The organism is Streptomyces sp. NPDC000878 (genome assembly GCF_053599695.1).
Window position 1 is genome coordinate 37,359 of sequence record NZ_JBSFMT010000061.1, and the last position, 25,759, is coordinate 63,117.

Annotated in this window: 29 protein-coding genes and 3 pseudogenes; 16 read left to right on the forward strand and 16 right to left on the reverse strand. The window is 68.2% G+C overall.

Annotated elements, in window-relative coordinates; translation table 11 throughout:
• Positions 1-58: 58 nt before the first annotated feature.
• From ACWDR4_RS37185 to ACWDR4_RS37195, 3 genes are all read right to left on the reverse strand, one after another.
• On the reverse strand, positions 59-1,066 hold the full coding sequence (locus ACWDR4_RS37185) for a hypothetical protein (protein ID WP_450415059.1): 1,008 nt from the start codon (positions 1,064-1,066) through the stop codon (positions 59-61).
• Positions 1,067-1,238: 172 nt separating this feature from the next.
• Entirely contained in the window at positions 1,239-1,460 is a 222-nt protein-coding gene (locus tag ACWDR4_RS37190; RefSeq protein ID WP_450415061.1) for a hypothetical protein, read from the reverse strand.
• A 347-nt stretch (positions 1,461-1,807) separates the two neighbouring features.
• Positions 1,808-2,278, reverse strand: a complete 471-nt coding sequence (locus ACWDR4_RS37195) for an ATP-binding protein (protein ID WP_450415063.1) — start codon at positions 2,276-2,278, stop codon at positions 1,808-1,810.
• Between the two features lie 497 nt (positions 2,279-2,775).
• On the opposite strand from ACWDR4_RS37195, the gene ACWDR4_RS37200 reads away from it, so the two are divergent.
• A complete protein-coding gene (locus ACWDR4_RS37200; protein ID WP_450415064.1) occupies positions 2,776-3,651 on the forward strand; it encodes a helix-turn-helix domain-containing protein in 876 nt (291 codons plus the stop codon).
• The gene (locus ACWDR4_RS37205) at positions 3,648-3,857 is read left to right on the forward strand and encodes a DUF397 domain-containing protein (RefSeq protein WP_450415065.1); all 210 of its coding nucleotides are present in this window, start codon (positions 3,648-3,650) and stop codon (positions 3,855-3,857) included. The genes ACWDR4_RS37200 and ACWDR4_RS37205 overlap by 4 nt, the downstream gene beginning before the upstream one ends.
• 104 nt (positions 3,858-3,961) lie before the next feature.
• Here the strand turns inward: ACWDR4_RS37205 and ACWDR4_RS37210 are convergent, their stop codons facing one another.
• Both ACWDR4_RS37210 and ACWDR4_RS37215 read right to left on the reverse strand, forming a co-directional pair.
• Complete coding sequence (locus ACWDR4_RS37210) at positions 3,962-4,642, reverse strand: class I SAM-dependent methyltransferase (RefSeq protein ID WP_450415067.1); 681 nt, start codon at positions 4,640-4,642, stop codon at positions 3,962-3,964.
• A gap of 128 nt (positions 4,643-4,770) precedes the next feature.
• Positions 4,771-5,127, reverse strand: a complete 357-nt coding sequence (locus tag ACWDR4_RS37215; protein WP_450415114.1) for a glycine-rich domain-containing protein — start codon at positions 5,125-5,127, stop codon at positions 4,771-4,773.
• A gap of 308 nt (positions 5,128-5,435) precedes the next feature.
• On the opposite strand from ACWDR4_RS37215, the gene ACWDR4_RS37220 reads away from it, so the two are divergent.
• The 3 genes and pseudogenes from ACWDR4_RS37220 (at position 5,436) to ACWDR4_RS37230 (ending at position 7,824) form a co-directional block, all read left to right on the forward strand.
• Positions 5,436-6,746, forward strand: coding sequence for a helix-turn-helix transcriptional regulator (locus tag ACWDR4_RS37220; RefSeq protein ID WP_450415069.1), 1,311 nt, complete (start codon positions 5,436-5,438; stop codon positions 6,744-6,746).
• Between the two features lie 25 nt (positions 6,747-6,771).
• Positions 6,772-6,864: pseudogene (locus ACWDR4_RS37225) on the forward strand (integrase core domain-containing protein); the annotation flags it as partial.
• The gene (locus ACWDR4_RS37230; protein ID WP_450415116.1) at positions 6,865-7,824 is read left to right on the forward strand and encodes a helix-turn-helix domain-containing protein; all 960 of its coding nucleotides are present in this window, start codon (positions 6,865-6,867) and stop codon (positions 7,822-7,824) included.
• Positions 7,825-8,039: 215 nt separating this feature from the next.
• Here ACWDR4_RS37230 and ACWDR4_RS37235 read toward each other — a convergent pair whose 3' ends face one another.
• From ACWDR4_RS37235 to ACWDR4_RS37285, 11 genes and pseudogenes are all read right to left on the reverse strand, one after another.
• On the reverse strand, positions 8,040-9,623 hold the full coding sequence (locus ACWDR4_RS37235; RefSeq protein ID WP_450415071.1) for an ISL3 family transposase: 1,584 nt from the start codon (positions 9,621-9,623) through the stop codon (positions 8,040-8,042).
• Positions 9,624-9,749: 126 nt separating this feature from the next.
• A complete protein-coding gene (locus ACWDR4_RS37240; protein WP_450415072.1) occupies positions 9,750-10,238 on the reverse strand; it encodes a hypothetical protein in 489 nt (162 codons plus the stop codon).
• Positions 10,235-10,528: pseudogene (locus ACWDR4_RS37245) on the reverse strand (integrase core domain-containing protein); the annotation flags it as partial. The gene ACWDR4_RS37240 and the pseudogene ACWDR4_RS37245, both read right to left, overlap by 4 nt.
• A gap of 4 nt (positions 10,529-10,532) precedes the next feature.
• Positions 10,533-10,865, reverse strand: a pseudogene (locus ACWDR4_RS37250) (IS30 family transposase); the annotation flags it as partial.
• A gap of 345 nt (positions 10,866-11,210) precedes the next feature.
• Positions 11,211-11,519 (reverse strand): transposase, encoded by a 309-nt coding sequence (locus tag ACWDR4_RS37255; protein ID WP_450415074.1) that lies wholly within the window; start codon positions 11,517-11,519, stop codon positions 11,211-11,213.
• A 39-nt stretch (positions 11,520-11,558) separates the two neighbouring features.
• The gene (locus ACWDR4_RS37260) at positions 11,559-11,810 is read right to left on the reverse strand and encodes a hypothetical protein (protein ID WP_450415076.1); all 252 of its coding nucleotides are present in this window, start codon (positions 11,808-11,810) and stop codon (positions 11,559-11,561) included.
• Between the two features lie 1,063 nt (positions 11,811-12,873).
• On the reverse strand, positions 12,874-13,128 hold the full coding sequence (locus tag ACWDR4_RS37265) for a hypothetical protein (protein WP_450415078.1): 255 nt from the start codon (positions 13,126-13,128) through the stop codon (positions 12,874-12,876).
• A gap of 253 nt (positions 13,129-13,381) precedes the next feature.
• Positions 13,382-14,782 carry an FAD-dependent oxidoreductase gene (locus ACWDR4_RS37270; RefSeq protein ID WP_450415080.1) on the reverse strand — a complete coding sequence of 467 codons (1,401 nt, stop codon included), beginning with the start codon at positions 14,780-14,782 and terminating at the stop codon, positions 13,382-13,384.
• On the reverse strand, positions 14,775-15,968 hold the full coding sequence (locus ACWDR4_RS37275) for an MAB_1171c family putative transporter (protein ID WP_450415082.1): 1,194 nt from the start codon (positions 15,966-15,968) through the stop codon (positions 14,775-14,777). The genes ACWDR4_RS37270 and ACWDR4_RS37275 overlap by 8 nt, the downstream gene beginning before the upstream one ends.
• Entirely contained in the window at positions 15,965-16,576 is a 612-nt protein-coding gene (locus ACWDR4_RS37280) for a toxin (RefSeq protein ID WP_450415084.1), read from the reverse strand. The genes ACWDR4_RS37275 and ACWDR4_RS37280 overlap by 4 nt, the downstream gene beginning before the upstream one ends.
• Positions 16,573-17,127 (reverse strand): hypothetical protein, encoded by a 555-nt coding sequence (locus ACWDR4_RS37285; RefSeq protein ID WP_450415086.1) that lies wholly within the window; start codon positions 17,125-17,127, stop codon positions 16,573-16,575. Before ACWDR4_RS37285 ends, ACWDR4_RS37280 begins: the two co-directional genes overlap by 4 nt.
• A 779-nt stretch (positions 17,128-17,906) precedes the next feature.
• Here ACWDR4_RS37285 and ACWDR4_RS37290 point away from each other — a divergent pair.
• The 11 genes from ACWDR4_RS37290 (at position 17,907) to ACWDR4_RS37340 (ending at position 25,754) form a co-directional block, all read left to right on the forward strand.
• A complete protein-coding gene (locus ACWDR4_RS37290) occupies positions 17,907-18,311 on the forward strand; it encodes a hypothetical protein (protein WP_450415087.1) in 405 nt (134 codons plus the stop codon).
• A complete protein-coding gene (locus ACWDR4_RS37295) occupies positions 18,305-19,153 on the forward strand; it encodes an ATP/GTP-binding protein (protein WP_450415088.1) in 849 nt (282 codons plus the stop codon). Before ACWDR4_RS37290 ends, ACWDR4_RS37295 begins: the two co-directional genes overlap by 7 nt.
• A gap of 32 nt (positions 19,154-19,185) precedes the next feature.
• Positions 19,186-19,878 (forward strand): SAF domain-containing protein, encoded by a 693-nt coding sequence (locus ACWDR4_RS37300; RefSeq protein ID WP_450415090.1) that lies wholly within the window; start codon positions 19,186-19,188, stop codon positions 19,876-19,878.
• Between the two features lie 2 nt (positions 19,879-19,880).
• The gene (locus ACWDR4_RS37305) at positions 19,881-20,783 is read left to right on the forward strand and encodes a hypothetical protein (RefSeq protein WP_450415092.1); all 903 of its coding nucleotides are present in this window, start codon (positions 19,881-19,883) and stop codon (positions 20,781-20,783) included.
• Positions 20,784-21,039: 256 nt separating this feature from the next.
• Positions 21,040-22,386: a CpaF family protein gene (locus tag ACWDR4_RS37310; protein ID WP_450415094.1), complete on the forward strand. Its 1,347-nt coding sequence runs from the start codon at positions 21,040-21,042 to the stop codon at positions 22,384-22,386.
• On the forward strand, positions 22,383-23,294 hold the full coding sequence (locus ACWDR4_RS37315; RefSeq protein ID WP_450415096.1) for a type II secretion system F family protein: 912 nt from the start codon (positions 22,383-22,385) through the stop codon (positions 23,292-23,294). The genes ACWDR4_RS37310 and ACWDR4_RS37315 overlap by 4 nt, the downstream gene beginning before the upstream one ends.
• Entirely contained in the window at positions 23,291-24,190 is a 900-nt protein-coding gene (locus ACWDR4_RS37320; RefSeq protein ID WP_450415098.1) for a type II secretion system F family protein, read from the forward strand. The genes ACWDR4_RS37315 and ACWDR4_RS37320 overlap by 4 nt, the downstream gene beginning before the upstream one ends.
• 52 nt (positions 24,191-24,242) lie before the next feature.
• Positions 24,243-24,449: a hypothetical protein gene (locus ACWDR4_RS37325; protein WP_450415100.1), complete on the forward strand. Its 207-nt coding sequence runs from the start codon at positions 24,243-24,245 to the stop codon at positions 24,447-24,449.
• A gap of 2 nt (positions 24,450-24,451) precedes the next feature.
• Positions 24,452-24,868: a TadE/TadG family type IV pilus assembly protein gene (locus ACWDR4_RS37330; protein WP_450415102.1), complete on the forward strand. Its 417-nt coding sequence runs from the start codon at positions 24,452-24,454 to the stop codon at positions 24,866-24,868.
• A gap of 80 nt (positions 24,869-24,948) precedes the next feature.
• Positions 24,949-25,314 carry a pilus assembly protein gene (locus ACWDR4_RS37335; protein ID WP_450415103.1) on the forward strand — a complete coding sequence of 122 codons (366 nt, stop codon included), beginning with the start codon at positions 24,949-24,951 and terminating at the stop codon, positions 25,312-25,314.
• Positions 25,311-25,754: a hypothetical protein gene (locus ACWDR4_RS37340; protein WP_450415104.1), complete on the forward strand. Its 444-nt coding sequence runs from the start codon at positions 25,311-25,313 to the stop codon at positions 25,752-25,754. The genes ACWDR4_RS37335 and ACWDR4_RS37340 overlap by 4 nt, the downstream gene beginning before the upstream one ends.
• Positions 25,755-25,759 lie beyond the last annotated feature (5 nt).

Genomic DNA, 25,759 nt, shown 5'->3' on the forward strand with positions numbered 1-25,759 from the left:
AAAGGGGTGCAAATGGGTGGTGCGGAAAGGCGTGTTGCTGCAAGGGGGGCCCGGCACTTCATCCGGCTGGGGGCTCCTGCCTGAGGGCGAAGGCACGGGCGCGGCAGAACTCGCCCTCCCAGTCCCCGCTCTCGCTGAGCTGCGCCCAGGGCGCGGCGGTGGCGTAGGCGCCGATCTGCCGGAACACCCGGCCCGCCGAACCCGTCAGCCCCGACTTGACCAGGGCGTACGCCAGATGGTTGAGATCGGCCAGCGACCAGGCCGGCCGCTGCTCAGGAGGCAGCTTCACAAGGGGGGAGAACCAGGAATCGCGTGCCCTGCGGGCCGCGTTCTGGACGGACTCGGTACCCCAGTACCCGATCAGCCCGCGCCTGTAGCGGGCGCCCGCCTGCCGCCGGTAGTCCTCCACGTACGCGTACAAGGGCAGGACCAGCAGGGGAGACCCGAACGGGGCATCGCGCGACACCCACCGGGCAAAGCCCATCGCTCCTCCCCCGCGGGCGTGCAGACACTGAAGCACCCGGTGATGGGCCTCCCGGCTGTGCGGCGGATCGAGGCGGTTCGCCCAGTCCAGCAGCGTCCACGGACCCCGCGGCAGCAGGGAGTCCGAGGACTGCTCCCAGTTGTCCCGGTAGAGCGGATAGCGCGGGTCCGCGTCCAGCTGCGCGAGCGCCAACAGGCACACCGCCCACACCGGGTCCAGTGGCAGCCTGTCCCGCGCGACGTCGCATGCCTGGCGTGCGGCATCACTGGCCCGCCGTACGTCCCGGCTGTTCGGACGCGCGGCCTGAAGGTCCAGAGCCCGCTGAGTCAGAACTCGGGCCCGCATCATGGCCGCGGTCCCGGAAGCCGGTTCCTCCGCACACCAGGCTGCAACGGCGTCGCTCTGTGCCGCGAGCGCGAGAACCTGACTGCGCGACGTACGCAGCGCCCTGTCGGGGCCGGTGGCGGCCAGCAGGTCCCGGGTCGACAGCCACCGGCCCAGCAGGAGGTCTTCCAGTGCAAGACGCAGTGCCTCGTCGGTTCCGGCCGGATGGGTGATCAGGGGCATGTCAGTGGGGGGCATCGGTACACCCCCGCATCAGGATCCGGCGAGGGGTTTCAGGCAGGAGCGAGCCCTGACCTGGCGTGTGTAAGGGGGACATGGGGCGAAGTCCTCAAAGAGCAGGGGGTGAAGGCCACCGGGTCGCGGGGCGATCCTGGGGAGGCTCGGCTGACAGCCGCGGCCCGGCGGCCGGTCAGTGGGAGTCAGCAGCCGAAGGGCCGAGCCGGACCTGAACGGTTTTCTTGTCCCCGTCGGCGGAAGGTCTCCAGCTGGTCGTGCCGCCAAGCTCCCGTACGCGGGGAAGTCCCGTGCTCTTCTGCGCGGAGACGCCCTCGATGAATCTGGGGAACTCTGGGCTCGGGTCCGTCACGGAGATCAGGAGTGTCTCGTCCTCGGCGACGGTCAGATCCAGCACGATGGCGCCTGCGGGGTGCTGCGGCCCGACGTGCTCAACGGCGTTCTCTACCAGCTCTGCGACGACATCGGTTGCGTCTTCTTGGTCTCCCGGCCAGCCCATCATCGTGAATCGCGTACGGGCGTATGTACGTGCCGCCCTTACAGCATCTGGCCGGGTGGAGAAACTGCAACTCCAGTTCTGCGGGCGTACAGGCCGGAGCGGAGCTTCGGTGGAGCGTTCGTCTACGCCTGAAGCCGCGGCGGGTTCCATGTCGTCGTCCTTCGCACAAGGGGTCGTTGGCGATGGAGTCGACGAGGAAATTGCCTCAGCCGTCCTCGTCGTTAGGGGAATCTCCGAGTAGGCGGTCATCGTGAGGACTCCGGGAGTGGTGCTGGACCAACTCGTTCCGGGGTGAGCGGCACTTCACACCAAGTGGTGGTGCCGTCCTCGGAGGAACCCCAGGTGCCGCCCAGCTCGGTGACGAACGCCTCGACCAGGAACAGGCCCCGACCGCCCTCGGCATCCAAGCCGGGAGCCTTGTTGAGCTGCGGTTCCTTCGGTGAGCCGTCCTCCACGCTCAGGCGGATGGCCTGCGAGGTAGAGGACAGACGGAGACACACGGACTCGCCCTCTCCGTACCACAGGGCGTTCGTCACCAACTCGCTCACGATGAGCAGCAAGTCGTCGACAAGGCGGTCAAGCCGCCAGAACCGCAGCCTCGCTGCAACAATCCGCCGCATCTGCCCGACCCGACGCTCATCTGCCCTCGGCAGGGAGCGTCCCTCGACACGTCTCTCCCGCTCGAAATCCACCACCAGGAAGTCAGGTTCGGTCAAGGTCGCGCCAGGCGCCAGGCGGACGGCCGTCAATGTGAGTGTCACCAGAGGTCACCCCAGGCTGAGGCTTTGGGTCGTGCTGTCGGAGGCATTACGCCGACACCTTCTCCGTATCGTCGTGAAGCAGTGGCGCGTACGGCCCCGCAGCGTGGAAGTCCTGCTCCCACGCTGCGGAAGTTCCCAGTAGGAACCGGGCCGTACGCGAGCGCGGATCTTCTTGGGGCCGCTCACCAGCCCCGCCACACGAAGGCGCTCGCCGAGCACTCCGGCCTGAACGTGACTTCCGATCCGGTGCGCCCAACTACAGTGGCGCGTACGCAGGTTCATACGCAATCGAATGTGTACTGCATACGCACTGGCGCGTGAATTGGTATATGCCGGACGATGCAGTTGGGGCTGCACAGAGGGAACTCGGAGTGCGAGACTCTGAGCTCTGGTGGCAAGATCGGCAGCTCCCGTGCGTACACAGGAGACTTGAGACGCTGGAGGATGTAGTTATGGCCAAGCCGATCGGAACGACGGCACCACGGGTTGATCTCGGCATCCAGATGCGTGAGCTTCGCAAGCGAGCCGGCTTGACCATCGAGGATGCTGCGAAGACGGTTGGCGGGCTCACCTACGACAAGCTCCGACGCATCGAACTGGGCCAGAGCACGTTTCGGATGGTCGGTGACCTTCGCAAGCTGCTGGGTGCCTACGGTGTCGGAGACGACCTCGAACTGGTGCAGTCGCTTGAGGATCTCTACAAGACCCCAGCAAGTCAGGACTGGACCACCCAGTTCGGCACGGTTCTTACCGCCACCAGGACGTTCGCGGGGATCGAGTCCGTGGCCCATGCGGTCAGCGTCTATCACCCGAACGTGATTCCAGGGCAGTTGCAGACCGAGGAGTACGCGCACGCTCAGTTCACTGAGGTGCAGCCGGTCGAGGAGACGACGAGTGAGTTCGTCGTCAGCAATGTCGCGCTTCGAATGAAACGGCGCGAGCCGTATCTCCGCGACGAGGAGCCGCGGAAGCTGTGGGCGATCCTCGGGGAGAGTGCGTTGCGGCACCCCATTGGTGGTGCTTCCGTGATGCGAGGCCAGTACGACGAGATTCTTCGCATGGCCGCTCTGCCTAACGTGACGATCCAGGTGCTCCTGACGGATGCCCCGGTCAAGCGTCTCTGGAGCAACTTCATGATCCTGGACCTTGGCAGAGACCGCCCTACCACCGTGCAGGTCGACAGCGGCCTGGGGAGCGCCGTGTCGATGTCTGACAGGCCTGCCACCGTTGCCCGGTTCACCCGTTGGTTCAACACCATGATCGCCTCGGCGCAACCGCCCGAGGAAACCCCCGGATTCGTTGAGACACTGAAGCGAGAGAAGACATGATCCATAAGCACGCCGTCTCCACCGAGCTCGCCCCCGAGGGAGCCTGGTTCAAGTCCTCCTACAGCTCCGGCGAGGGGGGTGCTTGCGTCGAGATCGCCAGCCTGGCCGGACAGGTCGGCGTCCGCGACTCGAAGGTCGAGGCGGGCCCGGCCTTCCTGGTCTCCGGCATGGCGTTCACCGCGTTCATCGGCGGCATTACGGCCTGATCTAGTGTCGGCAATACGAAGCGGTGGTCCTCCTCTGGCCAGTAGGGGAGGACCACCGCGTTTTGTGGGGCGTCGATAGCCCCTCGGTCCGTACGGGTGTGACTCTAGGCTGCCCTTCGTCGTACGGCACGGAACACTCTTGTGGCGATCGGTGGTTCGTGGGGACTGCCCGGGTCGTGGATGGCATCCGTGTGGACGGTGTCGAAGCCGTGCGCGTCGCAGAGCTTGTGCCATACCGGGATGTCGAGGACCCACCGCAGCATCGTGGCCGGCGTCCCGTCCGCCTGGCGGGTGGGGATCTCGGCGGGCCGGGGCTCCGTCTCGGGAGGGCTGCCGTTGCGGTAGTGCGCGAGGGTGGAGAAGACGAGCAGTCCCCCCGGCCGCAATGCCTCGGCGACGGCCGGCAGCAGCGTGTCGGGGTCGGTGAAGTCCAGTGCGCCGAAGACGCAGTACGCGACGTCGAACGCGCTGGGGTGCTCGGTCAGGTAGGTGGCTGCGTCGTCGTGCACCAGGTCCAGGCGGGAGATGCTCCCGAAGCGTTCACGACCGCGGGCGTGCTGCGCGGGGTCGCGGTCGACGGCGACCACGCGGGCGGGCCGATGGACGTGGGCGAGGTACGCGGCCTGTCGTCCCGAGCCGGCGCCGAGTTCCACCACTGCCCGGTCCGCGAGGTCGCCCAGGAGTTCTGCACCGGGCTCCGCTCGCTGGTACCAGTCCCAGTGGAAGCGGTTCACGATGCCGTTCGGGCTGCTTGTGGCGGCTGGTGAGGATGGGGAGAGTGTCACGGCCCCATCCTGGTGGGCTTTCCGTGATCGCCGAGGCTATCTCCCTTGATTCATTCGCGCCCGTGTTGGTCGCTGTCCGGCGGAGGTCGGGCCCGCCCCCACGGAAGCGGGCCCGACCAGGCTGCGGATCAGTGGCTGTCGCTGCCCGGGTGGCAGGGACCGCACTTGGCCGCGTCTGCCTGCCACAGCGGGAGGTCGACCCCGAAGCCGTAACCCGCGATCTCGTGCGCGGTGCGCATGACCGACCCGTCGGCCTTCATGTCGACGAGCGGCACGTGGTGCAGGAAGGCGCCGTCGTTGTACCGGTCGCACAGGTCGGCGTAGGCCACGGTGTCGAGGATGACGGTGTGGACGCCGATGTCGACGATGTGACCGGGGGTCAGTCCCAGTCCCTTGCCGCGGCTGGCCATGGCGGTGAGCAGGTAGGCGTACGCCTGGCCGAGCACGCGTGCAGCCATGACCTCGTCGTAGGGGTAGTCGCGCATCAGGAGCGCGACCTGCTTGTCCCACAACTCCGATGTGATGTAGGAGCGCGGGTCCTTGAACGGTGACGACTCCGGTCCGGCGGTCGGTGCAGGAGCGGGGATTTCCAGGGCGACAGCCATGTCTTGTCCTCCTTCTGCGAGCCCCACTGGTTGAGGGGCGCTACAGGAAGGGCACCACCTCGCAGAGCGCCAGGGTGGTCAACTCTCAAGCCGTGCAAGCGGTTTGCAGATCGTGCACACGCCCTCGACTGCCCTGGCACGCCCCCTCTACGGTGATAGCCCCCGTCTCGTGGCGCGTGGAGGGCAGCATGCCCAGCGATCCGTTATGGACGTCAGCGCAGGCCCGCACCCTCATCCAACGGCGCGAGCCCGGAGGTCTCGTCCGCATGGGCCGTGTCCAGCGCGGCTGGCGACAGGCCGACCTCGGGGGCCGGCTGGGGTGTTCGGCCGCCACCGTGTCGCGGCTGGAGACACGGGGCCGGGTCGCCGACCTCGACCTGCTCAGGCAGGCGGCTCGCACGGTGGGGATGCCGTCACACGTTCTGACGGAAGCGCTCGGCATTACCGGTACCGGGGTCCTCGCCACCACTAGAGTGGCGGCGGACACTCAGTGTGACGCCGAGGAGGACCCCATGCGCCGCCGCACTCTGCTCGCAGCAGCCGGGGCAGCAGTCCCTGCCCATCTCCTTCTCGGAGTCGACGACGCCCTGGCCGGAACACCGGAACCCAGCGGCAAGACCATCCCTTTCGACGCCCAACTCGCGCAGGCCCGCGCGCTGTTCGACGCCGGACGGCACGTCGAACTCGCCAGGAGACTTCCTGGGCTGCTCGGTGACGGTCACCTCGTCGCCCGGTCTCGTACGGACTTGGGCTACGCGAGGCTCTCCGCCTCCTACACGCTGGCCGCTCAGCTCCTCGGCAAACTGGGCCGCTACCCGCAGGCTCGGCTGACCGCCGACCGGGCCAGCACGTACGCGGACCTGTCCGGCTCCCCACTCGTCGCCGCGGCAGCCGCCCGCGAGCTCGCGATTGTCCTGCGCCACCAGGACCAGCCCGCAGCCGCCCAGCGCCTGATGCTGAAAGCCGCCACAGACGTGGAGTCCACCGGGCTGGCAACGGCGGCGCAGGCCGCCGCATACGCGCAGATGCTGTGCACTACCTCGTACACGGCAGCCGTGGCCGGAGACCGGCACCAGGCCCTCGCGATGATCCAGGAAGCACACCGTGCCGGGCGCCGACTTCCGCAGCAGGCACCGAAGGGGCGGCTGTTCCCGCTGACCAGCGCGGCCGTCGACCTGTACGCTGTGGGCGTGCACTGGGCTCTCGGAGACGCGGGCGCGGCACTCGAAGCCGGCCGCAACCTGCGGCCCGAGCAGTTCGCGACCGCCGAGCGCCAGAGCCGGATGCACACCGATCTTGCGCGCGCCTGGTGGCAGCTGGGCAAGCCGGAACAGACCGCGACGGAGCTGCTGGCCGCCGTCCGGGTCAGCCCCGGCGAAGTACGAGACCGGTCCTCGATCAGGCAGATTGTTACGGACCTCGCCGCACGCCACCCTCGCACGGCCGGTGTGCGGGAACTGAACGCAGTGGTCTCAGGCGCTCTGGCACAGAAAGTGTGACGCAGGCCGGGGGTGAGTGGACCACGTGGCACTGTTCGCGTCCGTCGCCGACGCCCAGGAAGCGATCAACGCCTGGGTCCACAGCTACAACCACGCGCGACCGCACCAGTCCCTCGACATGGCCGCCCCGGCGAGCCGCTTCCGGCCTTCCCGTGCAGACGCGGCATCCTCTCTGCTGACCGGCGAACCTGCGGCTGTGCTTCCCCAGCAGCCCACCACTCCGGTGATCGAAACGATGACGCGCCCGATCCAGCGCCCTGTTTCTCTGGGGGCGATCGAATTCGACCGGGAAGTACCTCCCTGCGGCCACTTCGCCCTGTTTCACGGTGGTCAGGACATCTGGGTCGGGCCGGCCTTCGCGGGGCGGACCATCACCGTGTGGGCGGACGACCGCAGCATCCACGTCACCATAGAGGGCTACCTGCTGAAGACCTTCGCCTCGCGGACCTCGCTGGAGGACCTGGCCAGGATCCGGGACAAGTTCTCGGGCCGACCGGCTGGACCTCCGCCGGCGGCCCCTGCGCTGCCTCGCCACCGAGGCCGCCCGCAGCTGCCGCCGGGGACGGCAGTCGAGGTCGAGCGCGCGGTCACGCGCGATGGCGTCGTCGGCCTCGGAGACCGCGACGTCATGCTGTCCCGGACCCTGGCGGGAAGCCGTGTGGTGCTGCGGATGGACGAGCACCTCCTCCACGTCATCCGTGGCGGACGCGTGGTGAAGACCATGCCGCTGCCCATCCCGCCCGGCAGGCTTCCACTGCTCAAGGGCGTCCGGGCTGCCACCGATGCGCTACCTCCCAGCGGTCCGATCGGGCCGGTCACCGTCCAACGACTTGTCAACGGCAACGGCCGCGTCATGGTCGCCGGGCAGTACATGCGGATCGGAGCCGTCCACAGCGGCAAGGTCGTGAACGTGATCGTGGAAGCCACCCACTTCAGGATCGTCTACAACGGCGAGGAACTGGCCGTTCATCCCCGCACCAGTGACAAGCCCGTCACCAGAGTCAAAGCATGGCCAAGCCGCCAGTCACGCACGCCACGTCAAACAAGTCATGAGGACGCAGCGTCAAGTAAGTCCTGAGCCCTCACACATCACTGGCGCTTTGTCATATCGGGCGCGCGAGGCACGGATACCCGCCGGGAGAACGTCGCAGGTGGTCGCGTCAGCCGTCATCAAGATCGGCTGGAAGGTCGTCGCCCGGGCGTCAGCCCGCCCGGTATGGCCGGCCGGATCGCATGTCACTTGTGAGCCCGCAGGTCTGCGCTGGTGGGGCCGTCCCTTCAAAGGAGCTAGGCTCATACAAGATTTTCGTAGCCGTTGATCGCCCAGAGGTCATCGTGGGGCGGGAGTTGGTGGCGGCGGCGTGAGTGGGCGACGAGGATGACGCGTTTGCGCAAGAGCCGGATTCCTGCTCGTCCTGCCATCTGGCGCTTGATCATTTTCAGGTCAGTGATTCGGCCTTCAGCCACGCCCGAGTTGTAGGGGAGGGTTACGGCGGCGTGCACTGCGTCGAGGTCGTCCAGCAGAGCGGTGGTGAAGCGGACGAGCGGGGCGATGCGGCTCTGGCGGGCGCTTGTGATCCAGCGGTCCATCAGGGCGGTGCGCTTCTTGGCGAAGACTTCCCGGAAGGAGCACACGAGGCCGTGGAGGGTGTGCAGTTCGGGGCAGCGTTCCAGCAGGCGCTTGACGAAGACGCGCTGGTCCGCGTCCAGTTGCTCCGGGCGGGAGGTCAGCAGCCGGGAGACCTCGAACGCGCTGCGGGCGGGGGCTGGTGGGGGCAGTCCGGCGTCCAGGGCCTCGCGGTGGGAGGTGAGGTAGAGACGGACGGTGGCCTCGCTGCCGCGAAAGCCGCGCGCGGTGATCTCGCGGGCGAGGGCTGCGATGTTGTGTTCCCCCTCGGCCCAGCGGCGGTGCAGGTGCCCCTGGTAGGGGGCGAGGATGCCGGCACGGCGGGGCCAGATCGGGGCGACCTCCTGCCAGGTGGCCGCGCGGGCGTGGCGGCGGATGACGTTGCGGTCCAGGTCCAGGTGGCGTCCGATCGCGCGCAGTGCCATTCCTTCGGCGAGTAGAGCGTGGACGGTGGTGTGGATGCGGTGGGTGCGCGCGGCCATGAGCCCGCCGGGAGTCCGGGGCGCGGTCGCCTCGTCGTCGGGTTCGGGCAGGCAGTTGCGGTGCGCGGTGACCACCTCGTAGACCTTGCGGCCGAGGTTCTGCCACAGGTGGAAGCGGTCGCTAACGTGGATGGCCTGCGGCGCACCAATGTTGATCGCACCGCGGTAGGCCGCCGAGCCGTCGCGGCAGACCACCTCGATGCCGGGGTGGGCGCGCAGCCAGGCGATCGTTGGTCCGGAGTCCCTGGTGTCCCAGGCATCGACGGGCAGGCGGGTCTCCGCGTCGACTACGAGGGTGGCGTAGCGGCGGGAGCGGCGCAGTGCGAAGTCGTCCACGGCGACCACCCGCAGCGTCGGTTCCGGCGGATCGGGGATCTTCAGCAGGCAAGTGAGCAGACTCGCCCAGCTCAGGGCGTGGTGCAGGTGGAGCAGCAGCCGCGATCCTGCCTTCCCGGCAAGTGCCGTGGCCACGGCCACCACGATCGCCTGCAGTCCCGGGGTGCGGCGTTGGTAACGCACCGTCAGTTCGTCGATCTGCTCCGCGAACGTGACCTTGGGGCAGACCGGATTCTCGCAGTACAGGCGGCGGACTGACAGATCGATCCGTACTGGACGGCAACCGACCGCCTCGCCCGCGACGTGCCGTACGTAGCGGCTGTGCTCCCAGTCGGAAGCCCGGCCGCAGCCGGTACATGCGGCCGGTCCCGCCCGGGACCGCGCGGAAATCACCACCGTGTTCCCGCACTCCTCGACCGAACCGACCTCCACTGCAGCAAGCTGCGGCAACAGCTTCAACACGTCATCACACACTGTCAGCATCCCGCCGGAACAACGGGATGTCACGACCTCAGCGGAGCTGATCAACGGCTACGAAAATCTTGTATGAGCCAGGAGCTACACCCGGCCGAGTTCGTAGGTGACCCTCCGAAGCCTTGCCTTGAGCCCACGCCGTTTGTCCTCCGGCAGCTCCCACGCCAAGTGAACGCGCAGCGGGAATTCGGCGCCGTCCTGCTCGCCGTCCTCCGGCCACTCCGGGAAGTACAGGCCTGGATCCCAAGTACGCAGCAGGACCCGGCCCTTCGCGGGATCCCAGGCCAAGGTGTAGACGGCGTCGCCCAGCAGGATCGCGGTTCGCTCGGCCTGCTGAAGGCGCAGCGGCAACAGCTCCTTCTCCGCCCAGAACCTCAGCTTGTCCTGCACCGCCAGCGCGGCAGTTGCCTCGGCGGTCGGCTCGTCGTCGGTGTGCTCCGCACCCGCCACGCTGATGACCTGCTGGGAACCAAGAAGGTAGCCGAGCGCGGTGTCGACCAGCTTGGAGGCGTCGCCGAGTTCCCTCCGTTCGATGCCGGGTCTGGTGCAGGTTTGGGTGACAGGTTCGGTCACGCGGCCTGGAGGGCCGGTGTGGTCATGACGGTCTCGAATTCGATGGGGGTCAGGCGGCCGAGTGCGGCTTGTCTGCGGCGCCGGTGGTAGGTCCTCTCGATCCAGGTCACGATCGCGATCCGCAGTTCCTCGCGAGTGGCCCACGATCGGCGGTGGAGGACGTTCTTCTGCAGCAGGCTGAAGGAGGACTCCATGGCCGCGTTGTCGCCTGCCGCCCCGACCCTCCCTATCGAGCCGGCCATCCGGTGGTGGTCGAGGGCCCGGACGAACTTCCGTGACCGGAACTGGGCGAGTTCAATTGGTCGTTGCAACGCCGGGCTGTTGCAGCGAGCGTAGCTGCTCTTCGAAGACCTCGGCGGGTGTCCGCCAACCGAGGGTCTTGCGGGGCCGGTTGTTGATCGCCATGGCGACGGCTCCGAGGTCTGCGGACGACCACCGGGAGAGATCGGTGCCCTTCGGGAAGTACTGACGCAGCAGCCCGTTCGTGTTCTCGTTCGTCGGTCGTTGCCAGGGCGAGTGGGGATCGGCGAAGAACACCTTCGTCCCGGTGTCGAGGGCGAACTGGGCATGGCCGGAGAGTTCCTTCCCGCGGTCCCAGGTGAGGGTTTTGCGCAGCTGCTCGGGCAGCTGCGGTGAAGTCACGGCGGACCAGGTCGTCGTGCACCGGCGGGCCGGCCTTCTTGGTACTGCCGCGCTTCTTGCCGAACACGCTCCACCAGTTGTTGTCCCGGCAGATCCGCCACGCGGTCCGGTCGGCCATGCCGGATCCCGCGCTGCGGGCCTCGTCGGCCAGGAACCGGTAGCCGAACTCCGGATCCTCGCGGTGAGCGTCGAACAACGCGTTCGCGCGCGTGGCCTGCTCGAACTCGGCATCGGTCACCGGCCGCTCCAGCCAGCGGTAGTAGGGCTGGCGGGCAAGTTTCAGGACCCTGCACGTGACCGTGACGGGAATTCCCCCCGTGGCCAGCTCTCTCACGAGCGGGTAGATCCTTTTCCCGGCAGATGCGCCTGCGACAGGTAGGCCGCGGCCCGGCGCAGGACCTCGTTCTCCTGCTCCAGCAGCTTGATCCGCCGACGCGCTTCCCGCAGTTCCGCGTTGTCCTGGCTGGTCGATCCGGGCTTGGTCCCGTCGTCGATGTCCGCGCGGCGCATCCACTTCCACAGCGTCATCGCATGCACTCCGAAGTCGGCGGCCACCTGCTCGACCGTCACGCCCGGGCCGCGGTTCCTCGCGACCCGTACGACGTCCTCGCGGAACTCTTCCGGATAAGGCTTGGGCACAGCGACATCCTTCCCACCCGCCCCACAGGGCAAGCCAGTTCAGATGTCACCCGATCGTGCAGCAGACCCGCCCGCCTCGTCATCGCCAGTCACGGCGGCGACTTGGCCAGCCTGGTTGGAGTCGTACGCGGCCAGGAGCCGGTAGGCGGCCAGGCGTCGCAGTTCCTCGTCGGGCACCCAGGATCGGGTGAGTTCCGCCCAAGTGTTACGGCCCGGTCGTCGTGGGTCGGCCATGGCTGGCTTGTAGTCCAGCCAGCTCCAGACGTCGGTGATCAGCTCGCGCAGGCCCACAGTGCCCCTCCAGGCAATCGGCCCCGCGCCGCAAGATCAGGTTACGGCGTCGGCGTGGTGCCGCTGGTCTCGGCCACTGCCTCGTCGTATCCGGGCAGTCCCCGGAGCCGGGAGCGAAGAGCACCCGGAGAAAGCTGCCTTGATCGCCCGCGCTCTGCTGGCGCCCGCCGAGCTGGTCCCACCGCCCTGCGCACTCCTCCTCGCTTGGGCCGGAGTAGGCGGGAGGTGCGACGTCGGCAATCTTCTGCCCACTCAAACGCCAGCCCTTCGCGGCCCCCGAGCCGGTGCTTCTGGCGCACACAGTCGAGGTGTGCGGCTCGCTGGTCCTCTTCCGTCGGTTGGCCGGTTCCGGCTGGACAGCCGATCACACAGGGAACGGCCACCATGCGCCGTACATGCCGATGCTCGCCCCCCGAGTTTTCATGATCGGAGGCTGCCAAAGGTGACTTGGCCACCACGGTAGTCGTCCACAGAAGTGTGGCCGCTACCCCCTGAGTTGAGGAAACGCGCCTCGCAACAGGGAGCCAATGCATAGGGTCGCATTGCCACGGCTGGCTGTCAGTTGCCCAACCCATCCCGCTCGCCCGCTCACACGTCCGGTGCGATCGGGCACCTCACGGTGAAGGGAGAGTGGAATGGGAGAGCACGCCAAGCCGAGGCGGCGGCTCACTGGCCGCCGAGTCTGGTTACTCGTCCAGATCGTGTTCTGGCTGAGCAGCCACTTCGGCGACCAGTAGCCCGATGGGTACCGGCCGTTCAGGACGGCAATCTTTGGCGGCCGGTGCCCGCATTCGCCTGCAAACTATGCACACCCGCATGGGGTGTTCAACGGTCACGAGCATAGCCACGCAGGACCACGTATGACACGTAAAACTTGACGCTGGTGTAGCTACGCGGTCATGTTTCCGAGTCGCTACACCGTGAGGTAGCTGCGCAGGCCGGGCAGTTTTCTGTTGGGGCCGTTTCTGTCCTCCGGAGCGATCAGCTCAACGGCGTCCGTCGAAGCGGTCATCATCCGTGTCGGTGGGCAAGGTGTCGAGCTGATCGGGGTCGGCGAGTTCGGTCAGTCCGTGCACGGCTGCATCCATGCGGTCCGGGCTGTCCATTCCTCGCCCCAGGTGGCCATCTGACCTTCCAGCTCGAGGTATTCGCCGACGTGGTGCACTAGCTGCTGTTCGTACAGCTGGGCCACCGGAGCGGCCCGCAGGCATTTGCCGACCTTGGCGGTGACCTCCAGGATCATGGGCATGAGAAGCCCCTTGGTCACACCCTCGCGGCACAGCTGCTCCCACGCCTGGGTGACGATCTGCCGCGCCATGACCCCAGTCGTTGGCGCCCATCGAGCCGGATCGGTCTGCCAGGACGTACAGCTGCCGGTCGAAGTCGCGGCCGACGCCGATGACGCCCGTCTCGCCGGCGCGGTCGACGGCGACGACCATGCGCGCCATGTCGAGGCCGGAGAACTGGACGGCGTTGATACGGGCGGGATCGATCCACTCCCGCCTCCAGACACCTCCCTCCGGCGGCCGGGGCTTGTTCGCAGCCGGAGGCTTCGGCAGGCGGGCACGTGGCTAGGACATCGCGGCACTCCGCTCCGCCTCGGTTAGGGGTGCCTCTCGCCGGTGTGGTTTCCGAGGGCCGAAGACCATGGGAAAGAGCATGTCGGGCGACAACAGACGGGTTGCCGGCTTCTCAAGGCTCATCACGTCCAGCAGGGCGCCAAGGGCGCGTGGATTGCGGGCTCCGGTAGCGACGGCCAGGTCCACGAACCTGGCGAGGAGCCGCTCCACAACAGTGGGCGGTGTTGCGGTGGCGCCTGGGTAGAACGCGTCTTGCCCGACAGCGAGGTCCCACGCTGCGGCAACTGGGCGGGCTGCGGCGTGCTGGAGGCGTCGTGCGGCGCCGTGTGCGGTGATGCTGGTGGTGGCCAGGACGTCTCGGACAGCGAGGGCGCTCTGCGCGGCCACGGTGATGCCGTGTCCGTAGACGGGGTTGTACCCGGCGATGGCGTCGCCCATGACGGTGAATCCGTCGGGCCAGCGCGGCATCTTCTCGTAGTAGCGGCGCTCGTTGGCGGTGCTGCGGGTAGTGACGACGGCGCCCAGTGGTTCGGCGTCTTTGATCAGTTCTCCGATGATGGGGTCACCGAGGCTGAGGGCGAAGTCGGCGAACGCGTCGGCGTCTCTGGTGGGTTCCCCGCCTTGGGTACCGGAGAGCGTGACGATCCACCGATTTCCCTCGATCGGCACAATGATGCCGCCACGGCCAGGAGAACGGGCGGGGTTGGCCTGCACGTTAACGAGTGGAAAGTCGATGTCACCGGTCGTGCCCGGGGCTCGGTAGACACGGGTGGCATAGGCGACCCCAGCGTTGACTTCTCGTTCGGCGACCTTCGGCAGACCCAGGTCCTGGAGCCATTGGGCGGCGTGGGAGCCGCAGCCGGAAGCATCGATGACGAGGTCGGCGGACAGGGTGAGTTCTTCTTCTCCGGTGCGGACACGGACGCCGGTGACGCGGGCTGCGTCGCCTTCGAGTAACAGTGCGGTGGTGTTCTCCCGAAGGGTGATGCGGTCGTCAGCGAGGACACGGTCACGTATCACGGAGTCGAGCAGATCGCGGGAGCAGACCAGGTTGCGGTGGTGGGTCGCGGTGAATCGCCGGAACCAGATTTCATTGGGGGCTCGGGAGACCATGTCGCCCATGATGTGGACGAGTCGGGCGCCATGGGCGACGACTTCCTCGACGATGCCGGGCAGGAGTTGATTGAAGGCCAGCACGCCGCCGCTCCACACCAGGTGGGCGTGGTGGGCCTGGGGGACACCTCGGCGCGGGTGGGGGCCCTTCGGGAGGGCGTCGCGTTCGATGATGGTGACGTCGGCGAAGCCGGTGAGCGCGGCCGCGGTGAACAGGCCGGTGAGACTGCCACCGATGACGATGGCGGTGGGTCGGCGGGCAGCAAGACGATCAGGCATGTTCGTTGAAGCTTTCTATGGGGGACATCCGCTGGCGGACGGTGTCGATGAGGTGCGGGCGGTACAGCGCGCGTGAGATGGAGACGATGTCTTCGAGGCCGCTGCTGAAGCGAGCCGGCTCCGTGCCGGAGCCCCGGGGAGTCCCGATCCGAGATGCGTCGAGCGCGGCGCGGACGGTGATGGCTCCGGCGATGCCCCGGGCGCGGTCTTCGCGGTGACCGGCGGCCTCCGCGGCTTCGTAGGCCCGGCGGTGCAGATCGTCGTCGAGGTAGGGAGCCAGCCGCAGCAGACCGTCGCGGATGCGCTGTTGACGCTGGATGAGGCGCAGGTCGAGAGGGGCGAGAGGACCGACGCGGGCTTGCGCTGCTGATGGTTCGAGGATCCTGGTTGCTCGCCACAGCGTCCGCAAGGTCCAGTAGGTGGCTTGGTCACGGGGCCATTTCTGCAGGAATGGCCCGGCCTGGGGAAGGATGAAGCCGATACCCACGAGCGTGGCGTCGAGGATCGCGAAAGGCGGTGCCACGTGGGTGCTGAGGAAATCCCAGTCCGTGCCGGTCCACCGGGCGCCGATCGCGACGAGTTTGGTCACGTCGAAGACGAGGCCGAAGGCGTAGCCCGCCTGCAGGAAGACGAGGCCGGCCTTGAGCCAGCGCGCGTGGACCTTGGAGATCCACTTCCAGATCATGTAGGCGGCCACCAGAGCCGAGACCACGTGCGCGAGCAGGTACAGCAGAATGTGCTCGCGCATCCACGGCTCGCTGGCGTAGTGCATGTCGAGGTCGTAGATCCGCTCGTCGGGCACGTCGGCCAGCGCGAAGGTGATCCACAGGGCGATGATGATGCTGGTGTAGATCAGCCAGACCCGGCGGATTCGGCGGCTGCGACGTGCGGATGGCTGTTCCCGCCAGGTGATGATCATGTTCAGGCAAGATCCGCAGAATGCGGTCAATAGCGAGTAGGTCCACGGCGCCGCGATGTTCGGCACGCCCGTCGCGGTGTTGATCTTGTGGATGCTGGCGGGCGCTACTGACAGGAAGACCATCGACGCCAGCAGCAACAACAGCGTGGTCGCTCGTACGTCGGGATCGCGCCAGGCACGTACGAAGGTCGGGAATTTGAGACCGAGCGCGAGCACCAGCAGCACGGTGGGAACGGCATAGGGGATGTGCAGATCGCTGAGGCTCATCCGAGAATGTGCCCTCTTCGGTTGCTCAGAGAAAGGTCGATGCGACCCTCCACCGTTGAGGGGCTGACGGGCCCCTCCGCGTAGGGCCCTTCTATCCAGGTGCGGACCTCTCGGCCGAAGAGCAGACCGAACGTCTCCGCGTCGGCTTCATGGTCGTCGACGGACTCGGCCCGCGCCGTGAAGGCCAGGAGCGCGTCCCGGGGGACTTCCTGTGAGACAAGGATCTGGGCCGCGGCTTTCTGGAGCACGTCTGGGGCCCGGTCAGCGGAGAGGGTGCGTGCGGCGACTGGCAGACCTGCGCCGTGGTGCCCGCAATCGCCCTGTTCCTCGTGCCATAACTCGTGCCCGAGGATGACCAGTTGGGCCTCGGGGACCATGCGCTCCTCGACGACGATGATGGAGTGGTCTCCGCAGTCCAGGCGTAAGCCCGAGACGACGACATCGTCGGGGAAGGCCCGGAACACGAGTTGAACCGGCCGGTCGCGGCGGACGCTCATGGCCTGGCAGAACTCCCGCATCACGTCTCTTGGTTCTGCCGGCCGCTCGATGGACTTGGACGCCTCCTTGCCTAAGGAGGCGATAAGTAACTTCATCTCTTTGCCACTCATCGGTGGGTGTCTCCCTTGTCTCCTTCCGAGGGCAGCACGGAGAGAATGACGCCCCTGAGGAGCCGCTCCAGCCCCTCGGGGGTCATGCTGCCGTGCCGCCGCATGTCAATTTCCCTCACGCCGAGCTGCTTCATCAGCGCTTTCATCGGGTCTGCATCGGGCTGCTCCAGCGACTGGACGACGGGCAGGAGAACGCGATTGAGCGCGTCGGCAGCCGGCGCGGTGAAGTACGCCTCTCCCCCATCGACCCTGAAGTACTCGACCAGTTCGTGCAGGAACTCGACGCTGGGCACCTTCTTGCCGTCGCAGACCTGGCGTGCCCAGTAGTCGGAGACACCCACGACTTCACGGATGTCCGCGGCCAGGTCCGACATGCGCTTGCCCGTGCGGTCCAGATGGGCGTTGGCCAGGGTGTTGATGCGTGCACACACCCGGTCGTTGACCGTGTCAATCGGCGGAGTGCCGCCTTTGAGGAGGATCCGGACCGTGCTCTCCGGCAGAGCTGTCTTGGCCGCCAGTTCCCGCGGGTTGACGACCTCTGATCGTTTCAAGCCCTGCTCTTTGATAAGCGCGACGAGACGCCGAAGAGTCTCGGGGAGTTGCGTGGATTGGTCCACCGATGTGCTCCCGGAGGGTGGGGATGGATAGCTGCGGTGCGCGTCGCAGCCTACGCCCATCACCACCAACTCTCAACGATCGTTTACTAGCCAGAAACGATCGTTGACATCCGGCAATTGCGCGAGGCAATATCCCAGACAGCGGAGACGATCTGTCCGGCTACCCAGCGCGATCAACTCCAGAGCGTCGCCCTACCTGCCGCCACCCCGCGGGAGAGTCGCACATGGACGCTCCCGCCAGCACGGCCGATGCCAACTCATGCGAGATCCGCCTAGTCCGTTCGCAGCAGTGCCCCTGAGTTCCCGGTTGCGGCCTGTCTCTGCCGCCCACAGCGCTCAAGAACCCCGACCCACCAGCGAGACCGACAAGGAAGCACGCCGATGCCATTACCCATGACGATCCCCGCTTTCCTGCCTGCAGCAACGCGCTCTCTGATACCGCGATTCTGGGCCGCCGCAGTCGGATGGCGTGGGCAGAAGCCGAACCGTGCTCCGTCATACAGGGAGACGATGTGACACCCACAAGGCAGCGCTCGTCAAGGCGCAGGCTTGTTGCCGTTCGCCCCCGGAAGCGGGCAACTGTCCTGTATCTGGCGGGCAGTCTCATGGCGTTGGCGGGCTGTAGTGACGGCGACGTAGACGCATCACCGCCCAACCCAAGTCGCGTTCAAACGGCCAGCCCGTCTCCGTCCTCCGGTTCCAACGCCGACGATGTGTACGCCGCTGTCATCGCGGCGTACACCAGCTCCTGGGATGCCAAGACCGACGCCTACCAGAAGGCTTCTTCCGCGGGCACCGACATGAGGAAGTACACGACTTTTGAGGCTCTGGCTGACATCGAGCGCAACTTGTCGGCCATGAAGAAGGCCGGGCAGGTGACAACCGGTAGTCCGGTGATCCACCCGAAGGTCGTCAACGTGACAAACGCAGAGATCCCCAAGGCCACGGTCACGGACTGTGTGGACACCACGAATTGGACGCTGATCGACAAGACCACGAAGAAGAAGGTCCCGCTTCCGTCGGAACGGCTCATCAAATACGCCTGCACCGCAACGCTTGAGAGGTGGGGAACGAAGTGGATGGTCACCGAGCTGACCGCTCAAGATCAAGCTTGCTGACCCTGGGCATCACCACACTGACAGGCGCCCTGGCTCTGGCCTCGGCCGGCATCGCGCACGCTGGCGACGACCCGGACATCGATGTCGGCGAGTGCCAGGTTGTCGAGTTCTGCGTCGGCGTCGGAGTTGATGACGGCACCGACGGCAGTGGCGGACAGGCGGGCGGCTCGCAGGGGAGCGGCAGCAGCGATCTGAACTGCGGCTATACCAAGATTGAGCCGAAGCCGGCGGCCGATCACCCGGCTTGGCAGGGCAAGGACCCGGAGAAGTACGACATGTATTTCCGGTCGTGTTCGGACGGCGGTCAGGACAACCCGGACGGCTTCGTCATCGTGCCGACGGGTGAGCCTCCGGTGCCGCAGGCGGCCCCCGAGGAGTTGGCCCAGCGCGCGGTCGATTCCATGACACTGCTGGGCCCCGACATCAACATCAACCCCAAGCCCGGCGGCAAGGGCCTGGTGGGCATGCCGGTGTGGATGGCCGTGGACCAGTCACAGACGACATGGGGTCCGAACACGGCGAGCGCATCGGCCGGCGCGGTCACCGTGACCGCGACGGCGAAAGTGACGAAGGTCGTGTGGGTGATGGGGGACGGCTCCTCGGTCACCTGCACGGGTCCTGGCACGGTCTACCAGAAGTCGTACGGCCTGAGGAAGTCGCCGAACTGCGGTCACGTCTATGCCCAGCCGTCGGCCTCTCTGCCGGGTGGCACGTACAAGGTCACCGCGACCTCGACCTGGGTCATCAACTGGCAGGGAGGCGGGGCGAACGGCCAGTTGACCGAGGTCCGCGACTCCTCGGTGGCGGTGTCCATCGTCGAGTCGCAGGCGGTCAATTCGTAAACGTCGCACGAGATTGAAGGGCCTGTTGGTCGATGGACAGTACTCAGACTTCTTTTGCGCCGCGTCGTGATGCGCAGCGGCTGCGCGATCTGCCGGTCAGTACCGGCTCGAAGAATCGATCCGGCCGCGCGTGGTCGGTGCCCGTTCTGCTGGTGCTGGTGACGCTGATCGGTGCGCTGGGTGGGGCGGTTGTCGTGGCGCGGGCCGGGGACCGCGTCGATGTCCTTGCCGTCGCGCGGGATGTTCCGGTCGGGCAGACGGTCACCGCACGGGATGTGAAGGTCGTCTCGTTCGCGGAGGATCCCGGCCTGTCTCCAATCCCTTCCGGCCAACGAGCGTCGGTCGTGGGCCAGCGCGCGGTCGTTGACCTGTACCCCGGCGAGTTGTTGACCCGCTCGCAGCTCAGCGCGCGCGGTGGACTGGGAGACACCGCGCAGGTGGTCGGTGTCGAGCTCAAGCGGGGCTTCGTGCCAGGCGACGAGCTGCGGCCGGGCGACAAAGTGGCCGCCGTTGTCCTTCCCTCCCCGGGAGTGGACACGGGGTCCACGGGGAGTGAAGTCCCGGCGCCGGTCGAGGCAACGGTGAAGTCGGTCGGATCCCCGGACTCGACCGGCGCGATGGTCGTGAACCTGGTGGTGGCGCCTGCGGATGGTCCCCTGCTGGCGACGAAGGCCGCGGCCAAGCAGATCGCTCTTGTACGGCAGCCCCGCGAGAGCGGGAGCTGACCATGTCTCTGATCGCTTTGGTGTCCGCGAAGTCGGACGGCGTGACCACAGCGGCGACGGCCCTTGCCCTGGCCGGCCGCAGGCCGGTGCTGCTCGCCGAACTCGACATGGCCGGCGGGTCTCTTCGCCACGGGCTCCTGCGTGACGTGACGCGCGGTCGGCAGCGCGAGCGCCTGGACGGGCACATCGGCCTGCACCGGTTACCGCAGGCCGACTGGGAACGCGCCAGCGCTGAGCAGGACTTCACCCCGCAGGTCGCGCAGCACCTGTGGCCGATCGACGAGAGCGACTTCCGGGTCGCGCTGCCCGGGCTGATCGATCCGAGGCAGGCGGCGTCCTTGACGTCGACCTGGCCGACGCTGCTCAACATCCTGCAGCTGACGGACCAGCAGCTGGGGTGGGACGTGCTGGTCGACGGCGGGCGGATGGTGCTTGAGGGCGGTCACCTGCACCAGGTCCTCTCCCCCGCGCCCGTGCTGCGGGAGGCCGACCTGGTACTGCTCGTGGTCCGTATGACCGAGGAGTCCCAGGCACTCGCCTACCCGATGGTGCGCGCTCTGCAGGACGATCTCGCCGCGCAGGGATCCGGTGCCCGGGCCCTGGGACTGCTCGTGCTCGGCGAGGGCTACCGGCCCGACGACGTCGCCCGGGGCCTGGAGGCGCCGGTGCTGGCCAGCCTGCCGTGGGAGGAGTCGGCCGCCGCCTATCTGCGTACCGGCGGACGGATGCCGCGGGGGGTGACGCGTTCGCAACTGATGCGCGCCGCGCGGGACACCATGGGGCCGCTGCGCGAGCACGCCGACCGGCGGCGGCTGCACCTGCAGATGCGGTCGGTGCGGGCGGCCAGCCCGGCGGTGGAGCGGATCGTCCAGCAGTTCGGGCAGCGGGGGGTACGTCATGGCTGACCAGCACGGCCCAGACAGCGTCCACGACCAGAACGGGGCCACCCGGTTGGGGGGTCTACTGGCCGAGCACGCCTCAGCCCACCCACCCGTGCATCCGATACCCCACGCCCATCCGGCACATGCCCCTGTGACGACGCCGGGGCTCTCGGCATCCTCTGGTCCCCCGGGGCCAGCACCCCGGCCTCCGGGGACTGGACCTGCCGGCACTGCTGCTGCAGCAGCGTTGCCCGGGGCGCTTCCCGTGCCCTGGGAGGAGATGACGAAGCTGCGCCAGCAGGTCGCCGATGATGTCGACCAGGTCAAGAGGGACCGACGCCAGGCCGGCGCGCCGCTGAGCGAGAGGGATCTGGGGGAGGCCGTTCGCGCCCAGGTGCGCAGCAGGGTCGCACAGTGGGCGCAGGCATGGTCGCTGACGCATCCGCCGCTCTCGGGTGAGGAGTTGGAGCGGGTCCGTACCGAGGTGTTCAACCTGATCTTCCTGGCGGGCGCGCTGCAGCGGGTTCTTGACCGGCCGGGCGTGGAGGACGTCCTGGTCGACGGCGGATGGATGTACGTCGATTCGCAGGGCCGGCCGCGTGAGCGGGTGCGTTCCCCGTTCTCCAGCAAGGCGCAGGCCGTCGAGTGGGTCAACCAGATGGCCGCGATGTCCGGGCATGGCGAGCGGCTGTTGTCGTACGCCACCGGCACGGTGGAGTTCGACCTGCCGGACGGCTCTCGCGTGGCGGCCACGCTGCTGACCGACGAGGTGACGATCGCGATCCGCCGTCACGTGCTGGAGAAGGCCACCCTCGCCGACCTGGAGAGGTGGGGCACCGTCGACATGCTCCTCGTCTCGTTCCTGTCGGCTGCGGTGAAGGCCGGGCTGTCCATCGTCATCGCGGGCGACATGGCGACCGGGAAGACCACGTTGATGCGGGCGTTGGGCCGGGAAGTGCCCGCTCACGAGCGGCTGGCGACGCTGGAGAGCGAGCCGGAGCTGCGGCTGAACTACGACGATCCGGACCGGCACGCGCATGTGCTGGCCTTCCGCACCCGGGAGGGCAACGGAGAGAGGGACGCCACCGGGCAGGTCACGCTCGCCGACCTGGTGCCCGTGTCCCTGCGGTACAAGGCCACCCGGGTCATGGTCGGCGAGGTTCGCGGCAATGAGGCCGTGGCCATGCTGGAGGCGATGATCGCGGGCGGTTCGGGATCGATGTGCACGCTGCACGCCAAGGCCCCCGAGGCGGTGGTCGACCGGTTGATGGTGCCGCTGGCCCGGGCGGGGCTGAACGACCAGGCCTCCTATCGGCTGATCTCGGCTGCGGTCGATCTGATCGTGTACGTGGACGCGATCGACGAGACCGACCGGGGCGGCCAGGTGCACCGGTTCGTTACGCACGTGTGGGAGACGGCCGGCCGCGGTGAAGGCGGTGGCGTCGCGTTGTCGCAGATCTTCGCGCCGCGCGAGGACACGGCCGAGGAGCGCGCGGTGCCCACCCGTACGCCGATGACCGAGCGGCGGCTGCGCAAGCTGGAACGCAAGGGCTTCCAGCGGCGCTGGCTCTTCGAGATCCCGCACGGGCAGTGGCGGCCGATGCCCGGGACCGGGGGTGCCACATGACTTCGTCTTCTCTGTCCGTGCTCGGCATGCTCGCCGGCGCGCTGGTGGCCCTGAGCCTGACCGGGATCGTCGCCCTGGTGCGCGGCTGGCGGCCCGCCACACGGGGCTTGCGGCCCGGCCGGATACGGGGCCGAGCGGTTCGGGCGGTGGAGGAACTGCCGCCCGGCTGGCGGGACAACTACCCGCTGCTGCTGGCCGGGGCCGCAGGCACAGGCGGGCTGATGTGGGCGTTGGCCGGGTGGCCGGTGCACGGCCTGCTCGCATTCGCTGCGGTGGCCGGGTTGCCGTTCGTCCTGTATCCGGGCGGTTCGGGCCGTACGGAAGTGGCCCGGCTGGAGGCGATCGCGGAGTGGCTGCAGCAGCTCGCGAGCGTGCGGGCCGGCGGCAAACCGCTGGAGGCCACGATCGTGGACCTGGACACGCTTCCAGCACGGTTGGAGCGACCGGTCGGCCAGCTGGCCGACCGGCTGCGTTCCGGGACACCGGCGCGATGGGCCTACCGGCAACTGGCCGACGACCTCGCCAGCCGGATCGGTGACGACATCGCCCAGCTGTTCATGGATCACGTCACCAGCCGCGGCCCAGGGCTGGCACGCGCCCTGTCCGCGCAGGCCATCCTGGTCGCCCGGCAGGCCGCGGATGTCCGGGACATCGACGCCGAACGCGCGAAGGCCCGTTCCGAGGCGCGAAGGGTGTCCCTGTTCGCGATCGCCGTGGTCGCCGTGATCCTCGTCAACGGCTCCTACTCCCAACCGTTCGCCACCCCCATCGGCCAGCTCGGGCTACTGGTGCTGGGCGGGCTGTTCGTCGCGTCGCTGCTGTGGCTGCGCCGGATGGCCGTCATGGAAGAGGAGCCGCGGACTCTGCTCACCGCCGAGGAACGCGCAAAGGAGAGTGAAGTGGTATGAGTCTGTCCGTCCCCGGCATGCTGCTGGGCGCACTGACCTCACTCGGCGGCACACTCGCGGTACGCAGCCTGCTCCCCCAGCGGACCCCGCTCGATCAGGTCCTGCACCGTACCCACACTCCGGCCCCGCGCCTCGCGCCCACGATGACGGCGGCGAAGGGGTCCGTGCGGTGGGCGGACCGGGTCGGTGTCCGGCTGATGGCAACCGATGCGTTCGTGACCCGGCTGCCCGCCCGGGACCTGCGCCTGCTGGGGATGCCACCCGCCTCGCTGCTGGGCCGCTGCGCCCTGTACGCGCTGGGCGGGTTCCTCATCCCGCAGTGGATTATTTTCCTGCTGCGGCTGGGCGGACTGGCACTGCCGTTGGTCATCCCGGCGGCCGCCGGGGCGGGCGTCGCCCTGTTCATGGTGTTCAAGTGCCTGGACGACGTCCGGGGCAAAGCCACCGGCGCACGGCGCGAGTACCGCTACTACATCGCCTCCGTCCTGGAGCGCGTCGCCCTGGCCCGCCACTCCGACGCCGGCGCGGCCGAGGCTCTCGCCCGGGCTGTGGAGTCGGGGGACGGACGCGCCGCGGTCCGCATCCGGGACACCGTCGAGCACGCCCGCCTGGCCGGGGTCAGCCCCTGGGATGCGCTCAGCCGGCTCGGCACCGAACTCGACGTGCCCGACATGGCCCGCCTGTCCGCCAGCTTGAGTCTCGCGGGCGAAGAACAGGCCGCCGTCTACGACCAGCTGGAGGCCCAGGCCGAGGTCGTACGGCGGGGTCTGCTCGCGGACCGGAAGGAGAAGGCGAACGTGGCCACCGAGAAGATGCACGTGCCCTCGCTGGCGATCGTCTTCCTCATGGCCGTCTTCCTTCTCGCCCCGGCCCTCGTCCGTATCACGTCGCTCTGACCTGCCCTCATGGCGCCGTCGAGCCGGCACCGTGAACCTCTGGAGGAAACCCATGCCCACTGTCCGCACCCGCTTAGCCCGCATGCTGGACGTACTGCGCCGGCACGGCACCGTGCTCCGCGCTCAGATGAAGGACCGTGGCGCCTCGGCCACCGAGTGGGCCCTGATCCTGGTCGCCGGCGGCACGATGGTCGCCGTCGTGTACGCCGCGGCCAACACCACGGTCGGCGAGAAGGCCGCACAGATCCTGGGCTTTTGACCATGCCGACCACACGCGTACGCCCGTGGCGGCACCTGTCCGGCCGACGGTGGTGGCGGGACGACCGCGGTGCCACGGTCCTGGACCTGTCGATGGTCGTCCCGCTCGCCTTCCTGTTGATGTTCACCCTGATTCAGGGCGGCCTCTGGTTCCACGGCCGGTCCGTGGCACACCACGCTGCCCAACAGGCCGTGGACGCACAGCGCGCCTACGACGCAGCCCCGGACGCGGGAAAGACGACTGCCGCCGCGTTCCTGGCCCGGATGGGCGCCTCCCTGACCGGCGCCGCCGTACGGGTCAGCGACGACGGCGAGAGGGTCAGCGTGCAGGTGGAAGGCAACGTGATCAACCTGGTGCCGGGATGGAACGGGCACGTCAGCCAGAGCGTCCAGGCCCCCGTCGAGAAGTTCCGCCCATGAACCGCCAACTGTGGCCAGGCCACGTGGACCGTGACCGCGGCAGCGCCTTGACCACAGCCGTCTTCTGGCCCGTGGGATTAATGCTGCTCGGCCTGACGATCGCCTGCGGGCGGGTGGCGCTGGCCGAGGGCGCCGCCGACGCGGCCGCCCGCAATGCCGCACGCACCGCATCACTGGCCGGCGATCCGGCCTCCGGCGCGGCAGACGCCCGCCAGGCCGCGCAGACCAGTCTGGCCACCTCCGGCATCCACTGCGCCGGCATCACCGTCGCGTTGGACACCAGCGGACTCGCCGCACCCGCCGGGCAGGCCGCGCGTGTGACGGCCACCGTGTCGTGCACCGCACCGCTGAGCGACCTTGCGCTGCCCGGCATTGCCGGGTCCACAACGCTCACCAGCACCAAGACCTCCGTCGTGGACACCTGGGCACCACGGGGCGGCACATGACCAGGTGGCGTCGACGACTGCGTATCCGCTCCAGCGGCCCGGACCGAGGCGGCATGGAACTGTTCTACGCGGGCTGCACCGCGATCGCGTTCCTCATCATCGGCCTTGTCATCGACGGCGGGCTGGCCCTGGACCGCATGTCGGATGCCGACTACATCGCGCAGGAGGCCGCGCGGGCCGGCGCCCAGCAGATCGATCCGGGCCAGGCCATCACCGGCGAAGCCATCGTGGTCGACCCGGACGCCGCCCAAGCCGCCGCCCGCGCCTTCCTCAGCAGCGCGGGCGTCGACGGTGACGTCGCCATCGCCCAGGACGGGCAGAGCCTCACGGTGACCGTGCGCGACGCCTACCACCCCTACTTCGCGTCCCTGATCGGCGTCGCCGAGATGCCCGTGACGGGACACGGCACGGCCACGCTGCTCCACCAGCCCGGAGGCTGACCCCA

Bases quoted from the DNA above. Each gene is read 5' to 3' on its own strand.
- ACWDR4_RS37185 (WP_450415059.1), bottom strand. From the start codon at position 1,066: ATGCCCCCCACTGACATGCCCCTGATCACCCATCCGGCCGGAACCGAC.
- ACWDR4_RS37200 (WP_450415064.1), top strand. From the start codon at position 2,776: ATGGCCAAGCCGATCGGAACGACGGCACCACGGGTTGATCTCGGCATC.
- ACWDR4_RS37205 (WP_450415065.1), top strand. From the start codon at position 3,648: ATGATCCATAAGCACGCCGTCTCCACCGAGCTCGCCCCCGAGGGAGCC.
- ACWDR4_RS37215 (WP_450415114.1), bottom strand. From the start codon at position 5,127: ATGCGCGACTACCCCTACGACGAGGTCATGGCTGCACGCGTGCTCGGC.
- ACWDR4_RS37220 (WP_450415069.1), top strand. From the start codon at position 5,436: ATGCCCAGCGATCCGTTATGGACGTCAGCGCAGGCCCGCACCCTCATC.
- ACWDR4_RS37230 (WP_450415116.1), top strand. From the start codon at position 6,865: ATGGCCGCCCCGGCGAGCCGCTTCCGGCCTTCCCGTGCAGACGCGGCA.
- ACWDR4_RS37265 (WP_450415078.1), bottom strand. From the start codon at position 13,128: ATGGCGCGGCAGATCGTCACCCAGGCGTGGGAGCAGCTGTGCCGCGAG.
- ACWDR4_RS37270 (WP_450415080.1), bottom strand. From the start codon at position 14,782: ATGCCTGATCGTCTTGCTGCCCGCCGACCCACCGCCATCGTCATCGGT.
- ACWDR4_RS37275 (WP_450415082.1), bottom strand. From the start codon at position 15,968: ATGAGCCTCAGCGATCTGCACATCCCCTATGCCGTTCCCACCGTGCTG.
- ACWDR4_RS37280 (WP_450415084.1), bottom strand. From the start codon at position 16,576: ATGAGTGGCAAAGAGATGAAGTTACTTATCGCCTCCTTAGGCAAGGAG.
- ACWDR4_RS37300 (WP_450415090.1), top strand. From the start codon at position 19,186: ATGGACAGTACTCAGACTTCTTTTGCGCCGCGTCGTGATGCGCAGCGG.
- ACWDR4_RS37305 (WP_450415092.1), top strand. From the start codon at position 19,881: ATGTCTCTGATCGCTTTGGTGTCCGCGAAGTCGGACGGCGTGACCACA.
- ACWDR4_RS37310 (WP_450415094.1), top strand. From the start codon at position 21,040: ATGACGAAGCTGCGCCAGCAGGTCGCCGATGATGTCGACCAGGTCAAG.
- ACWDR4_RS37315 (WP_450415096.1), top strand. From the start codon at position 22,383: ATGACTTCGTCTTCTCTGTCCGTGCTCGGCATGCTCGCCGGCGCGCTG.
- ACWDR4_RS37320 (WP_450415098.1), top strand. From the start codon at position 23,291: ATGAGTCTGTCCGTCCCCGGCATGCTGCTGGGCGCACTGACCTCACTC.
- ACWDR4_RS37325 (WP_450415100.1), top strand. From the start codon at position 24,243: ATGCCCACTGTCCGCACCCGCTTAGCCCGCATGCTGGACGTACTGCGC.
- ACWDR4_RS37330 (WP_450415102.1), top strand. From the start codon at position 24,452: ATGCCGACCACACGCGTACGCCCGTGGCGGCACCTGTCCGGCCGACGG.
- ACWDR4_RS37335 (WP_450415103.1), top strand. From the start codon at position 24,949: ATGCTGCTCGGCCTGACGATCGCCTGCGGGCGGGTGGCGCTGGCCGAG.
- ACWDR4_RS37340 (WP_450415104.1), top strand. From the start codon at position 25,311: ATGACCAGGTGGCGTCGACGACTGCGTATCCGCTCCAGCGGCCCGGAC.